The 13,940-nt window shown below is 67.1% G+C and carries 9 protein-coding genes; 8 read left to right on the forward strand and 1 reads right to left on the reverse strand.

Going from position 1 to position 13,940, the window contains the following annotated elements; translation table 11 throughout:
- Positions 1–32: 32 nt before the first annotated feature.
- The gene (hrpA, locus tag NWF24_RS16330) at positions 33–3,821 is read right to left on the reverse strand and encodes an ATP-dependent RNA helicase HrpA (RefSeq protein ID WP_375338461.1); all 3,789 of its coding nucleotides are present in this window, start codon (positions 3,819–3,821) and stop codon (positions 33–35) included.
- Positions 3,822–4,280: 459 nt separating this feature from the next.
- Here hrpA and NWF24_RS16335 point away from each other — a divergent pair, with 459 nt between their 5' ends.
- The 8 genes from NWF24_RS16335 to prmB all read left to right on the forward strand — a co-directional run bounded on the left by NWF24_RS16335 (position 4,281) and on the right by prmB (position 13,775).
- Complete coding sequence (locus tag NWF24_RS16335; RefSeq protein WP_258355086.1) at positions 4,281–6,263, forward strand: AAA family ATPase; 1,983 nt, start codon at positions 4,281–4,283, stop codon at positions 6,261–6,263.
- 40 nt (positions 6,264–6,303) lie between these two features.
- Entirely contained in the window at positions 6,304–7,650 is a 1,347-nt protein-coding gene (argA, locus tag NWF24_RS16340) for an amino-acid N-acetyltransferase (RefSeq protein WP_093054709.1), read from the forward strand.
- A 35-nt stretch (positions 7,651–7,685) separates the two neighbouring features.
- Positions 7,686–8,324, forward strand: coding sequence for a LysE family translocator (locus tag NWF24_RS16345; RefSeq protein WP_258355087.1), 639 nt, complete (start codon positions 7,686–7,688; stop codon positions 8,322–8,324).
- 86 nt (positions 8,325–8,410) lie between these two features.
- Positions 8,411–9,622, forward strand: coding sequence for a succinyldiaminopimelate transaminase (dapC, locus tag NWF24_RS16350; RefSeq protein ID WP_258355088.1), 1,212 nt, complete (start codon positions 8,411–8,413; stop codon positions 9,620–9,622).
- Between the two features lie 40 nt (positions 9,623–9,662).
- A complete protein-coding gene (gene dapD, locus NWF24_RS16355; protein ID WP_258355089.1) occupies positions 9,663–10,487 on the forward strand; it encodes a 2,3,4,5-tetrahydropyridine-2,6-dicarboxylate N-succinyltransferase in 825 nt (274 codons plus the stop codon).
- A gap of 66 nt (positions 10,488–10,553) precedes the next feature.
- Entirely contained in the window at positions 10,554–11,702 is a 1,149-nt protein-coding gene (locus NWF24_RS16360; protein ID WP_258355090.1) for a PilT/PilU family type 4a pilus ATPase, read from the forward strand.
- Between the two features lie 16 nt (positions 11,703–11,718).
- Complete coding sequence (gene dapE, locus NWF24_RS16365) at positions 11,719–12,897, forward strand: succinyl-diaminopimelate desuccinylase (RefSeq protein WP_258355091.1); 1,179 nt, start codon at positions 11,719–11,721, stop codon at positions 12,895–12,897.
- Positions 12,894–13,775 carry a 50S ribosomal protein L3 N(5)-glutamine methyltransferase gene (gene prmB, locus NWF24_RS16370; RefSeq protein ID WP_258355092.1) on the forward strand — a complete coding sequence of 294 codons (882 nt, stop codon included), beginning with the start codon at positions 12,894–12,896 and terminating at the stop codon, positions 13,773–13,775. Before dapE ends, prmB begins: the two co-directional genes overlap by 4 nt.
- Positions 13,776–13,940: the final 165 nt, after the last annotated feature.

The raw sequence follows: 13,940 nt of genomic DNA on the forward strand, positions 1-13,940 counted from the left end.
CGGGCTTTTTTTCGTCCTCCGCGGCCTGCGGATCAGGCCTGCAACTGGGCCCAGGCCTTGTCGAGCCGCTTCACGCTCACCGGCTGCGGCGTGCGCAGCTCCTGTGCGAAGAAGCTCACGCGCAACTCTTCGAGCAGCCAGCGGAATTCGAGCATGCGGTCGTCCACCACGCCCTTGCGCTCGGCCACAAGGCGCCAGTAGCGCTGGTCCTGCGGCTTCAGCTCGGCGAGCTTGGCGGCGTCGCGCGCCGGGTCGGCACGCAGCTTGTCGAGCCGCAGCACGATCGCCTTGAGGTAGCGCGCGAAATGCTGCAGCTGCGTCCACGGCGCATCGGCGATGAAGCGCTTGCCGACGAGACGCTGCAGTTGCTGCGCGGCGTCCTGCACGGCGTCGGGCTGGATCTTCGTGTCCTTGATCTTGCGCGCGGCCGCTGCATATTCGACGAGGATGGTCGACGCGAGCCGGGCCACCTCATTCGCGATGAGCGTGAGGCGGCCGCGGCCCTCCTCCAGCCGGCGCTTGAAGGCGAACTCGTCGGTCGGCAGCGGCTCCTGCAGGAAGGCCCGGTCGATCGCCACGTCGATGATCTGCGTGCGCAGCTCCTCGGAGGTGCCCAGCGGCATGTAGGCCACCGACATCTTCTGCAGGTCGGGAATGTTCTTCTCGAGGTACTTGAGCGCGTCTTTCAGCTGCAGCGCGAACAGGCGCCGCAGGCCGGCGCGGTGCTTTGCGGCTGCCACGGCGGGCTCGTCGAACACCTCGATGGTCACCGCATCGCCTTCGTCGCGCAGCGCCGGGAAGCCGATCAGCGATTGCGAGCCGCGGCGCACTTCCATCAGCTCGGGCAGCTCGCCGAAAGTCCAGCCCGTGTAGCGCTGGCCTGCAGGCAATGCAGCGGGTGCGGTGGCCTGGCTCGCATCCTTTGCAGGCGCCCCTGACTTGCCTTCGGGCGCAGCCGCCGCATTCTTCTCCGGCGACGCCTTGACGTTGAGCCCCGCCAGCGCCTGGAAAGCACCCCGCGCCTGCGCACCAAGCTCAGCCTTCAGCGCACCGAGGTTGCGCCCCATGCCCAGCTGCCGGCCGTGCTCATCGATCACGCGCAGGTTCATGAACAGGTGCGGCGGCAGCATGTCGAGCTTGAAGTCCGCGCGCTTGACGTCGATGCTGGTCATGTCGCGCACGCGCTTGAGCAGCACGTCAGTCAGCGAGCCTGTGCCGAACAGCTCGGGCACGGACAGTTCTTCCGCCAGCTTCGACGCCGACTCGGGCAGCGGCACCAGCCGCGATCGCGGGCGCTGCGGCAGGCTCTTGAGCAGCGCCTGGATCTTGTCCTTGAGCATGCCCGTGACCAGCCACTCGCAGCGCTCCTCGCTCACCTGGTTGAGCACGAACAGCGGCACGCTGACCGTGAGGCCGTCCTTCGCGTCGCCGGGCTCATGCAGGTAGGTCGCGGCGCAATCCACACCGCCGAGTCGAAGCGTCGGCGGGAACGATTGCGTCGTGATGCCGGCCGCCTGGTGGCGCATCAGTTCGTCACGTGTCAGGAACAGCAGGCGCGGTTGGTCCTTCGAGGCATGGCGGTACCAGTTCTCGAAGGTGATGCCGCTGGCCACGTCGGCGGGCAGCTGTGCGTCGTAGAAGGCGAAGATCAGCTCGTCGTCGACCAGCACGTCCTGCCGGCGCGACTTGTGCTCCAGCCCTTCGACCTCGCGCACCAGCTTGCGGTTGGCCTGGAGGAACGGGAACTTGCTCTCCCACTGCCCCGCGACCAGCGCCTCGCGGATGAAGATCTCGCGCGCCGCGACCGGATCGACCTTGGTGAAGTCGACACGCCGGCCGCTGTAGACAACGAGGCCGTACAGCGTTGCCCGCTCCAGCGCAGACACCTGCGCGCCCTTTTTCTCCCAGTGCGGATCGAGCAACTGCTTCTTCAGCAGATGCTCAGCCACCTGTTCGAGCCACTGCGGCTCGATGTTGGCGATGCCGCGCCCGAAGAGCCGCGTGGTCTCGACCAGTTCGGCCGCGACGATCCAGCGGCCGGGCTTCTTCTTCAGGTGCGCGCCTGGGTGCTTGTAGAACTTGATGCCGCGCGCGCCGAGGTACGCCTCGTCGTCTTCGAGCTTCCAGCCGACATTGCCCAGCAGGCCTGCGAGCATCGACAGGTGCAGCGGCTCGTAGCCGGCCGGCTCCGCATTCAGGCGCCACTTGTGCTCGGTAACCACCGTGAGCAGCTGCGAATGGATGTCGCGCCATTCGCGCACGCGGCGGATGTTGATGAAGTTCTGCCGCAGCAGCTGTTCGTACTGCCGGTTGCTGAGCTTGTGAGTGTCGCCATGGCCGCCGCGCGCGTCGGCGATCCACTTCCACAGCCGCAGGTAGCCGCTGAACTCGCTCTTCTCGTCGTCGAACTTCGAATGCGCCTGGTCGGCCTGCTGCTGTGCTTCCATCGGGCGATCCCGCACGTCCTGCACGCTGAGAGCCGACGCGATGATGAGCACCTCTTCGAGCGCGCCACGCGAGCGGGCTTCCAGGATCATGCGGCCCACGCGCGGGTCCAGCGGCAGCCTCGACAGCTCGGCGCCGGTGTGCGTGAGCTCGTTGGCGTCGTCGACCGCGCCCAGCTCGTTGAGCAACTGGTAGCCGTCGGCAATCGCGCGCGGGGAAGGCGCTTCCAGGAACGGAAAGCGCGCCACGTCACCGAGGCGCAGTGATTTCATCCGCAGGATCACGCCGGCCAGCGACGAACGCAGGATTTCAGGATCGGTGAAACGCGGCCGGCCCTCGAAATCCTTCTCGTCGTAGAGCCGGATGCAGATGCCGTTCGCCACACGACCGCAACGGCCCGCGCGCTGGTTGGCCGCAGCCTGGCTGATCGGCTCGACCAGCAGCTGTTCGACCTTGCTGCGGAAGCTGTAACGCTTGACGCGTGCCGTGCCGGTGTCGATCACGTAGCGGATGCCCGGCACCGTAAGCGAGGTTTCGGCCACGTTGGTGGCCAGCACGATGCGCCGGCCCGTGTGGCCGTCGAAGATGCGGTCCTGCTCGGGGCCCGAGAGCCGCGCGAACAGCGGTAGCACCTCGGCATTGCGCAGCAGCGGCTGGTGGCTCAGGTGGCGGCGCAGATGGTCGGCCGCCTCGCGGATCTCGCGCTCGCCGGGCAGGAACACGAGGATGTCGCCCGCGTTGTGCGGATCGCGCCAGAGTTCGTCGACACCGTCGGCAATGGCGTCGTTCAGGTCATGCTCGCGCGACTCTTCGAAGGGGCGGTAGCGCTGCTCCACCGGGAAGGTGCGGCCCGACACCATGATGGTCGGCGCCGGTCCCTTGGCCGAGGCGAAATGCTGCGCGAAGCGATCGGCGTCGATGGTGGCCGAGGTGACGATCACCTTCAGGTCGGGCCGGCGCGGAAGGATCTCGCGCAGGTAGCCCAGCAGGAAATCGATGTTCAGCGAGCGCTCGTGAGCCTCGTCGATGATGAGCGTGTCGTAGGCCTTCAGCAGCGGATCGGTCTGCGTTTCGGCCAGCAAGATGCCGTCGGTCATCAGCTTGACCGAGGCGTCCCGGCTCAAGCGGTCCTGAAAGCGCACCTTGAAGCCGACCACGTCGCCCAGCGGCGTCTTCAGCTCTTCGGCGATGCGCTTGGCCACCGAGCTCGCGGCGATGCGGCGCGGCTGCGTGTGGCCGATGAGCCGGCCCTTGCCGGGCTCGGCATTGAGCTTGCCGCGGCCCAGCGCGAGCGCGATCTTCGGTAGCTGCGTGGTCTTGCCCGAGCCCGTCTCGCCGCAAACGATCACAACCTGGTGCGCCGATATGGCGGCCATGATTTCGTCGCGCCTGCCCGAGACAGGGAGCGATTCGGGAAATTCGATGCGGAGAGGTGTCGTGGTCGTCAAGGGAAGGCAGTCGTCGGGCTGGCGCGGCGGGCAAACCGTCGATTATCGGTGCGCACCGCGGCTGTTGCACGGCATCCACAGCGCGCTGCTTCGCCGCAACACGATCCGTAAATAGTCTTTACTCAATTGCAAACCGCTACTACGATCGCGTCCATGTCCTGCCTTGCCCCCACCACTTTGCGCCGTCGCTGCGCAAGCCATGCGCCCGCCGCGCATGGGAGGGTCAAGTTGCCCCGCCCGGCCTGAAGCCCGCGTCCTCGCTCACGTCGGCGCGCTTCGAGCACAGAAGCGCCGCAACCGACACCCACAGCGTCTTGCCTGCCGATTCCTTCATGCCGAAGGAGCGGCCGCCTTTCCGTATCTGTTCGATTCAAAAAGAAAAACACCATGTCCAAAGACATCCATTCCCGTCTGCACGCCGAGCTCGCAGAGCGCACGCGCCACCTGCAGACCGTTGCCGAAGCCCTGAAGACCGAGCTCTTCGGCATCGACGACATCATCGACCGCGTGATCGATTCGCTGCGCGCCTGGTATGTGCTGCCGCAGATCATCAGCCGCCCCGTCATCGTCTGCCTCTGGGGCCTTACCGGCACCGGCAAGACGCAACTGGTGCGCAAGCTCGCGCAGCACCTGGGCTTCTACGACCGCTTCATCGAAGTGCAGATGGACGGCTTCAGCCACGGCTCGGGCTATCACAGCCGCGGCTCCATCTCGGCCATGCTGGCCGAATCGGGTATCGCCGAAGGCACGCCAGGCATCCTGGTGCTCGACGAATTCCAGCGCTTCCGCACGGTCGACGGCAACGGCAATGACGCCAAAGTTGAGCGCTACCAGGACGTGTGGGCGCTGCTGTCAGACGGCCGCCTGCCGCCCGCGCTCTCGATGCTCGGCGAGATCGAGTCGTCGCTCGCGCATGCCGAGTTCGTGCAGGACCGCGACGGCGCCGACAAGAAGAAGTTCGACAAGAAGCGCAAGCTGCACCTGTCGCCCTGGGAGGCGCGCGAAGTGAAGCGCTGCCTGAAGCTCTCCGAGACCCTGCTGCAGATCATGGCGTGGAAGCCCGCCGAGGTGCACGCACGCCTGCGTGCCTTCCGCGACACGCAGCAGAGCTGGGAGACCGACTACAGCAAGCTGCTGGTGTTCGTCTCGGGCAACCTCGACGAGATGTACGCCGAGACGGCCCAGCGCGTCGAAGACTGCGACACCGACGCCGACATCTTCCACGCGCTGACGAAGAAGCTCTCCGTCATCGACGTGAAGAAGGCGCTGGCCGAGCGCTTCCGCCCCGAGCAGATCGCCCGACTGGGCAACAACCACGTGATCTACCCCTCGTTCAACCGCGCGACCTACGTGCGCCTGATCCTGTCGATCTGCGACCGCTACGTGGCCGAGATCCAGGAAAGCTCCGGCGTGCGCTTCGTGCTCGACGCGAGCGTGTACGAGCAGATCTACGCCAACGCCGTGTTCCCGGCGCAGGGCACGCGCCCGCTGTTCTCGTCGATCCACGCGATCCTGAGCGCGACGCTGGTCAATGCCGCGCTGTGGGCGCTGGAGCAACGCGCCGACGGCAGCGAGCCGGTGTGGCTCACGCTGGACGCGGGCGCCTCGTGCATCACGGCCAAGTACCGAAAGGCGCGCCGCCAGTTTCCGGTCGCGCTGGAGCTGAACCGCCTCAAGCAGCGCTCGAGCGAGGACTTCCGAGCCCTGCTCGCCGTGCACGAGGCGGGCCACGGCGTGGCCTATGGCCTGCTGTTCGCCCGCGCGCCGCAGGAAATCAAGATCAACGTGGCCTCGTTCGAAGGCGGCTACAACAGCTACGAGCAGCGCAAGGCCTGGTCCAAGGAAAACCTGCGCGACCGCATCTGCGTGAGCCTCGCGGGCCGCGCCGCCGAGCAGCTGGTGTTCGGCGAGCAGGCCTGCACCTCGGGCGCCACGCAAGACTTCATGCAGGCGACCGCCTATGCCGCGCAGTACGTGCGCCACTTCGCCTTCGGCACGCGCCTGAGTCGCACCGACGTCGCGAACGACCCGGGCGACAACGTCAACACCGACATCGAGGCGACCAACCCCGAGATCGAGGCCCTGCTGGCGCAGGAACACGCACGCGCGCTGGCGCTGCTCGACGCGCACACGCCTGCGCTGATGGCGGTGGTCGACGCGCTGCTGCGCGAGGGCTCCATCGCGCCGGCTGAACTGGCCGCGATGCTCGAGCTGCCGGACCCGGCAGCCGGTGCGGCCACGGACGCCTACGCAGCGCTGCTCGCGAGCTTCCGCGCCCGCAACGCCGGCCTGCCACCGGCGACGCCGCCCAGGGGCTCCGGAGCGGCCATTCCCGCGAGCGCAGCCCGTGTGCTGCGTGCGATCGCCTGAGTCAGGCAAATGACGCTTCATGAATGCACAATCACGCCCCATGTCCACCGTCTTCAATTTCACCTTCGTGCCCTGGTTCCGCTCGGTCGCGCCCTACATCCACACGCACCGCGGTAAGACTTTCGTGGTCGGCCTGGCGGGCGAGGCGATTGCGGCAGGCAAGCTGCAGAACATTGCGCAAGACCTGGCGCTGATCCAGAGCATGGGCGTGAAGATCGTGCTGGTGCACGGCTTCCGGCCGCAGGTCAACGAACAGCTCGCGGCCAAGGGCCACGAGGCTCGCTATTCGCACGGCATCCGCATCACTGACGAGGTGGCTCTCGACTCCGCGCAGGAAGCCGCCGGCCAGCTGCGCTACGAGATTGAGGCCGCCTTCAGCCAGGGCCTGCCCAACACGCCGATGGCCGGCTCGACGGTGCGGGTGATCTCGGGCAACTTCATCACCGCGCGACCGGTGGGCGTGGTCGATGGGGTGGACTTCAAGCATTCGGGCCTGGTCCGCAAGGTGGATGCGGCCGGCATCCGCCGCACGCTGGACTTCGGCGCGATGGTGCTGATGTCGCCCTTCGGCTTCTCGCCCACCGGCGAAGCCTTCAACCTGACGATGGAAGAGGTGGCCACCAGCGTTGCCATTTCCATCCAGGCCGACAAGCTGATCTTCCTCACGGAAATCCCCGGCATCCGCATCGACAGCGAGCTGCCCGAGAGCGAAGACAACCCGATCGACACCGAGCTGCCGCTGGACGCCGCCGAAAAGCTGCTGGCCTCGCTGCCGCCGGCCCAGAAGCCGACCGACACGGGCTTCTACCTGCAGCACTGCGTGAAGGCCTGCAAGGGCGGCGTGGAGCGCAACCACATCCTGCCCTTTGCGCTCGACGGCTCGCTGCTGCTGGAGGTGTACGTGCACGACGGCGTCGGCACCATGGTGATCGACGAGAAGCTCGAAAGCCTGCGCGAAGCCACCGTGGACGACATCGGCGGCATCCTGCAGCTGATCGAGCCCTTCGAGCGCGACGGCACGCTGGTCAAGCGCGACCGCAACGAGATCGAGCGTGACGTGGGCCACTACACGGTGATCGAGCACGACGGCGTGATCTTCGGCTGCGCGGCGCTCTACCCGTACCCAGAGGCGCGCACCGCCGAAATGGCCGCGCTCACGGTGTCGCCGCAATCGCAGTCGCAGGGCGACGGCGAGCGCATCCTCAAGCGCATCGAGCACCGCGCCAAGGCCATGGGCCTGGACAGCATCTTCGTGCTCACCACGCGCACCATGCACTGGTTCCTCAAGCGCGGCTTCCAGCAGGTCAACCCCGACTGGCTGCCCGAGGCCCGCAAGCGCAAGTACAACTGGGACCGCAAGAGCCAGGTGCTGGTCAAGAAGATCTGACCGGCTGCTGCCCCCTCTCGAAGGAAACTGCCCCGATGACGCTCGCCACCGCCCTGCTTTTTGCCATCGTGGCCTTCGCCGCCATCGCCACGCCCGGCCCCACGGTGCTGCTGGCGCTCAGCAACGGTTCGCGCCACGGCGTGCGCCGGGCGCTGCCGGGCATGCTCGGCGCGGTGCTGTCCGACTTCGTACTGGTCGGCGCCGTGGCGCTCGGCCTGGGCGCACTGCTGGCGGCGTCGGAGTTCTGGTTCTCGATGCTGAAGTGGGTCGGTGCGGTGTACCTCGCCTGGCTCGGGCTGCGCATGCTGCGCTCCAAGGGCGGTTTCCACCTGCCGGCGGCCGATGCCGCGCCTTCGGCCACGGCGGGCGAAAGCCGGCGCATCTTCTTCAAGTCTTTTCTGGTGGCGGTGACCAACCCCAAGGGCTACATCTTCTGCTCGGCCCTGCTGCCGCAGTTCATCGATCCCTCCGCCGCACAGGCGCCGCAGTACATCGTCATTGCGCTGATCTTCGCGGGCCTCGACATGGCGGTGATGCTGACCTACGCCTTCGTCGGCGCCCGCGCGATCCGGCTGCTGACCGTGTCGGCCACACGCTGGATCGATCGCGCCTGCGGCGGCATGCTGCTGGCGCTGGCCGGCTCGCTGGCCTTCTACCGGCGCAGCGCGGCCTGACGCCTGCCAGCCGTCATGGCTGTCGTCATGGCCGCCAGTAGCCGCTTCGACAGGAGCGGTAACACCTGTCACCGATAATCCCGGGCATGAATCCTCTGCTTTCCCGGTTGCAACCCTATCCCTTCGAACGGCTGAAGCAACTGTTCGCGGGCGTCACGCCCAACCCCCAGTTCCCGGCCATCAGCCTGGGCATTGGCGAACCCAAGCACGCCACGCCGGGCTTCATCAAGGACGCCCTGAGCGCCAGCCTCGGCGCGCTGGCCGCCTACCCCGCCACCGCCGGCGACCTGGCGCTGCGCACCGCCTTCACCGACTGGCTGAAGACCCGCTACAGCCTCGCCCTCGACCCAGCCACCCAGGTGCTGCCCGTCAATGGTTCGCGCGAAGCCCTGTTCTCGCTGGCGCAGACCGTGGTCGATCCCACCGCCTCGCCGCAGCCGGTGGTGATGTCGCCCAACCCGTTCTATCAAATCTACGAGGGCGCGGCCCTGCTCTCGGGCGCCGAGCCGTACTACGCGGCCAGCGTGCCCGCGCGCAATTTCGCGGTCGACTGGGACAGCGTGCCCGAGGCCGTCTGGGCCCGCACGCAGTTGGTGTTCGTCTGCTCGCCGGGCAACCCGACGGGCGCGGTAATGTCGCTGGACGAATGGAAGAAGCTCTTCGCCCTCTCGGACCGCCACGGCTTCGTGATCGCCGCCGACGAGTGCTACAGCGAAATCTACTTCCGCAACGAGCCCCCGCTCAGCGGCCTCGAAGCCTCGGTGAAGCTCGGCCGGCCCGACTTCCGCAACCTGATTGCGCTGACCTCGCTGTCCAAGCGCAGCAACGTGCCCGGCCTGCGTAGCGGCTTCGTGGCGGGCGACGCGGCCATCATCAAGAAGTTCTTGCTCTACCGCACCTACCACGGCAGCGCCATGAGCGGCACCGTGGCCGCGGCCAGCATCGCGGCCTGGGGCGACGAGTCGCATGTGGTCGACAACCGCGCCCAGTACCGCGCCAAGTTCGCGGCCGTCACGCCGCTGCTCGAACCCGTGCTCGACGTGCGGCTGCCCGACGCCAGTTTCTACCTCTGGGCCGGTGTGCCCGAAGTGTGGGCTGGCGACGACGAAGCCTTCGCCCGCGCGCTCTACGCTCAATACAATGTGACGGTTCTGCCGGGGAGCTATCTGGCGCGCGAGACCGCGCACAGCGCCAACCCGGGCCGCGGCCGCATCCGCATGGCACTGGTGGCCGAAACAGCCGAATGCGTGGAGGCCGCCGAGCGCATCGTCCGCTTCTGCAAGGACGCCCGCCGCTGACCCGCTTTCCTGCCCCGATTTTTCACCCGAGACCTTCTCAATGACCCAGCAACTGCAACAAATCATCGACGCCGCGTGGGACGACCGCGCCAACATCTCGCCCACCGCCTCGTCGGCCGAAGTGCGCGACGCCGTCGAGCACGTCATCACCGAGCTCAACAACGGCAAGCTGCGCGTGGCAACCCGCGAAGCCGTCGGCAAGTGGACCGTGCACCAGTGGATCAAGAAGGCCGTGCTGCTGTCGTTCCGCCTGAAGGACAACGAGCAGATGCAGGCCGGCTCGCTCGGTTTCTACGACAAGGTGCCCACCAAGTTCTCGCACCTGTCGGCCGGTGAGCTGAAGGAATCGGGCGTGCGCATCGTGCCGCCGGCCGTGGCCCGCCGCGGCAGCTTCATCGCCAAGGGCGCGATCCTGATGCCCTCGTACGTGAACATCGGCGCCTACGTGGGCGAAGGCACCATGGTCGACACCTGGGCCACCGTGGGTTCGTGCGCACAAATTGGTGCCAACGTGCACCTGTCGGGCGGCGTCGGCATCGGTGGCGTGCTCGAGCCGCTGCAGGCCGGCCCGACCATCATCGAAGACAACTGCTTCATCGGCGCCCGCTCGGAAGTGGTCGAAGGCGTGGTGGTCGAAGAAAACTCGGTGCTGTCGATGGGCGTGTTCATCGGCCAGAGCACCCCCATCTACGACCGCGCCACCGGCGAAACCCATTTCGGCCGCGTGCCCGCCGGCTCGGTCGTCGTGGCCGGCAGCCTGCCCAAGGACAACGGCCGCTACAGCATGTACGCCGCCATCATCGTGAAGAAGGTCGACGCCAAGACGCGCTCCACCACTTCGCTGAACGACCTGCTGCGCGACTGATCGGCTCTTTCAAGGCCGAACCCTTTTCCCCTTAGAGAAAACAACAGCACCCCAGGAGAGAGACCGATGAACATGATGGAGCGAATTCTTCGTTTGATGGCCGAGCGCAAGGCCTCCGACATCTACCTCTCGGCCCACTCCCCGGTGCTGATCCGCATCAACGGCATCTGCGTGCCCATCAACGCGCAGGTGCTGCCTCCGACCGCGCCGCTCGCGCTGCTGTCCGAAGTGGTGCCCGCCGCCCGTATCCAGGAGCTGGAAAGCACGGGCGAACTCAACATGGCCGTCGCCCTCGAAGGCGCCGGCAACTACCGCGTGAGCGCCATGCGCCAGCGCGGCACCTACGCGGTGGTGGTGCGGCACATTGCCGCCGACATCCCGAGCTTTGCCGATCTGAACCTGCCCGACATCCTGAAGACGCTGATCATGGAAAAGCGCGGGCTGATCCTGATGGTCGGCGCCACGGGCGCGGGCAAGACCACCACGCTGGCCTCGATGCTCGACTACCGCAACGAACACGCCAGCGGCCACATCCTCACGGTCGAGGAGCCGATCGAGTTCACCTACACCAACAAGAAATCGGTGGTGAACCAGCGCGACGTGGGCAGCGACACCACCTCGCTGCAGACGGCGCTGAAGAACGCGCTGCGCCAGGCGCCCGACGTGATCCAGATCGGCGAAATCCGCGACCGCGACACCATGACCGCCGCCATCGCTTATGCGCAGTCGGGCCACCTGTGCGTGGCCACGCTGCACGCCAACAACAGCTACCGCGCGCTGAACCGCATCCTGAGTTTCTTCCCGGTCGAGGTGCGTCCCACGCTGCTGGGCGACCTGGGCGGCGCGCTGCGCGCCATCGTGTCGCAGCGCCTGCTGCGCACGCCGGCCGGCGGTCGCGTGCCGGCGCTCGAAGTCATGCTCAACACCGCGCTGGTGGCCGAGCTGATCGAAAAGGGCGACTTCTCCGCCGTAAAGGAAGCGATGGAAAAGTCGATGGCCGAAGGCTCGCAGACCTTCGAGGAAGACATCGCCCGCCTCATCACCGAAGAGCGCGTCACGCGCGAAGAAGGCCTGTCGCAAGCCGACTCGCCCACCAACCTGATGTGGCGCCTGCAGAACCGCGCCGCGCCCAAACCGCAGGTCGACGACCGCCATCTGACCGACCAGGTCGATGAACCCACCTTCACCGACATCACGCTCGACGTGAAGTTCTGAACCAAGCCTTTTCCCGATGTCCCGTACGCTCCAGCTCGCCGAGCAACTCATCTCGCGCCCCTCCGTCACCCCCGACGATGCGGGCTGCCAACAGATCCTCGGCGAGCGGCTGGCGCAACTGGGCTTCACCCTGGAAACCATCGAGAGCGGCCCGGCCGACTTCCGCGTGACCAACCTGTGGGCGGTGCGCCGCCCCGCGAACGCGGCCGCGACCAAGACGCTCGTGTTCGCCGGCCACACCGACGTGGTGCCCACCGGCCCCGTCGAGCAATGGACCAGCCACCCCTTCACGCCCACGCACCGCGACGGCAAGCTCTACGGTCGCGGCGCCTGCGACATGAAGACCTCGGTCGCGGCCTTCGTGACCTCGATCGAGGAATTCCTGCAGGCCGTGCCCGAGCCGAAGCTCACGCTGGCGCTGCTGCTCACCAGCGATGAAGAAGGCCCCGGCGTCGACGGCACCGTCATCGTCTGCAATGCACTGGCCGCCCGAGGCGAGGTCATCGACTACTGCATCGTCGGCGAACCCACTGCCGTGGAGCGCTGCGGCGACATGATCAAGAACGGCCGCCGCGGCACCATGAGCGGCAAGCTCACAGTGAAGGGCGTGCAGGGCCACATCGCCTACCCGCACCTGGCGAAGAACCCGGTGCATTCGGTAGCGCCCGCGCTGGCCGAACTGGTGGCCATCAACGCCGCCGGCGGCTGGGACGCCGCAAGCAACCCCTACTTCCAGCCGACCAGCTGGCAGATCAGCAATTTCCACTCGGGCACAGGCGCGAGCAACGTGATTCCGGGCAGCGCGGTGATCGACTTCAACTTCCGCTTCTCGACCGAATCGACACCCGAGTCGCTGCAGCAGCGCGTGCACGCCGTGCTCGACGCGCACAAGGTCGACTACACGCTGGCCTGGACCATCGGCGGCCTGCCCTTCCTGACCACGCCGGGCGAACTGGTCACGGCCGTGCAGGGCGCGATCCGCGATGAGACCGGCATCGAGACCGAGCTGTCGACCAGCGGCGGCACCAGCGACGCGCGCTTCATCGCCAAGATCTGCAAGCAGGTGGTGGAGCTGGGCCCGGTGAACGCCAGCATCCACAAGATCGACGAGCACATCGACGTGGCCGAGATCGAGACGCTGAAGAACATCTACGTGCGCACGCTGAAGCAGCTCGACGCTGCGCTTGCGGCATGAGCACGGTCATCGAACTGATCGAGTCGGGCGCCAAGAAGCTCGAAGAGGCTGGCGTGGCCTTTGGGCACGGCACCGCCAACGCCTTCGACGAAGCTGCCTGGCTCGTGTTGTGGCGCCTGAAGCTGCCGCTGGACGACCTCGACAGCGTGGCCGACAGGCCCGTGTCGCCCGCCGACGCCGGCAAGGTCGCCGCGCTGATCGACGAGCGCATTGCCACGCGCAAGCCCGCCGCCTACCTCACCAAGGAAGCCTGGCTGCAGGGCTTGCCCTTCTACGTGGACGAGCGCGCCATCGTGCCGCGCAGCTTCATCGCCGAGCTGATCGCCGATGGCAGCATCGACTACTGGCTGGGCGAACATACGCTGCGCGTGCTCGACCTGTGCACCGGCAACGGCAGCCTCGCGGTGCTCGCGGCGCTGACCTATCCGGATGTGACGGTGGACGCAGCCGACCTGTCGGTCGAGGCGCTCGAAGTGGCAGCCATCAACGTCACCCGCCATCAGTTGGACGCTCGCGTCACGCTGATCGAATCGGATGGCCTGAAGAACGTGCCCGGCCCGTACGACCTCGTGCTTTGCAACCCGCCCTACGTAAACAGCGCCAGCATGGCCGCCCTGCCCGCCGAATACCGCGCCGAGCCTGAACTGGCGCTGGCCGGCGGCACCGACGGCATGGATTTCGTGCGCCAGCTGTTTGCCGACGCGCCCTCGCGCATGAGCGAGCAGGCGGTGCTGGTGCTGGAAATCGGCAACGAGCGCGACTACTTCGAGGCCGCCTTCCCGCAGCTCGAAGTAGTCTGGCTCGAAACCTCGGCGGGCGAGGACCAGGTCTTGCTTGTCACGCGCGACGCCCTGGTGGCCGGCGCCGGCGTGCGTTAGCTGCGCCAGCTCCAAGCCCTTCAGCCGCTTTCTCGCAGCCACTGGCCGCGAAACCCCATTCACCGGGCCATTCCCCGCGCCTGCCGCGCCTTTCCCCTGCGCTTTTGCCCCCTTTCGCCGGGCCGCAAAGGACGGGCGGGATAATCGCCCCTACGGTTCCTCTTT

It is taken from the genome of Variovorax paradoxus, from assembly GCF_024734665.1.
Lineage (GTDB): Bacteria > Pseudomonadota > Gammaproteobacteria > Burkholderiales > Burkholderiaceae_C > Variovorax.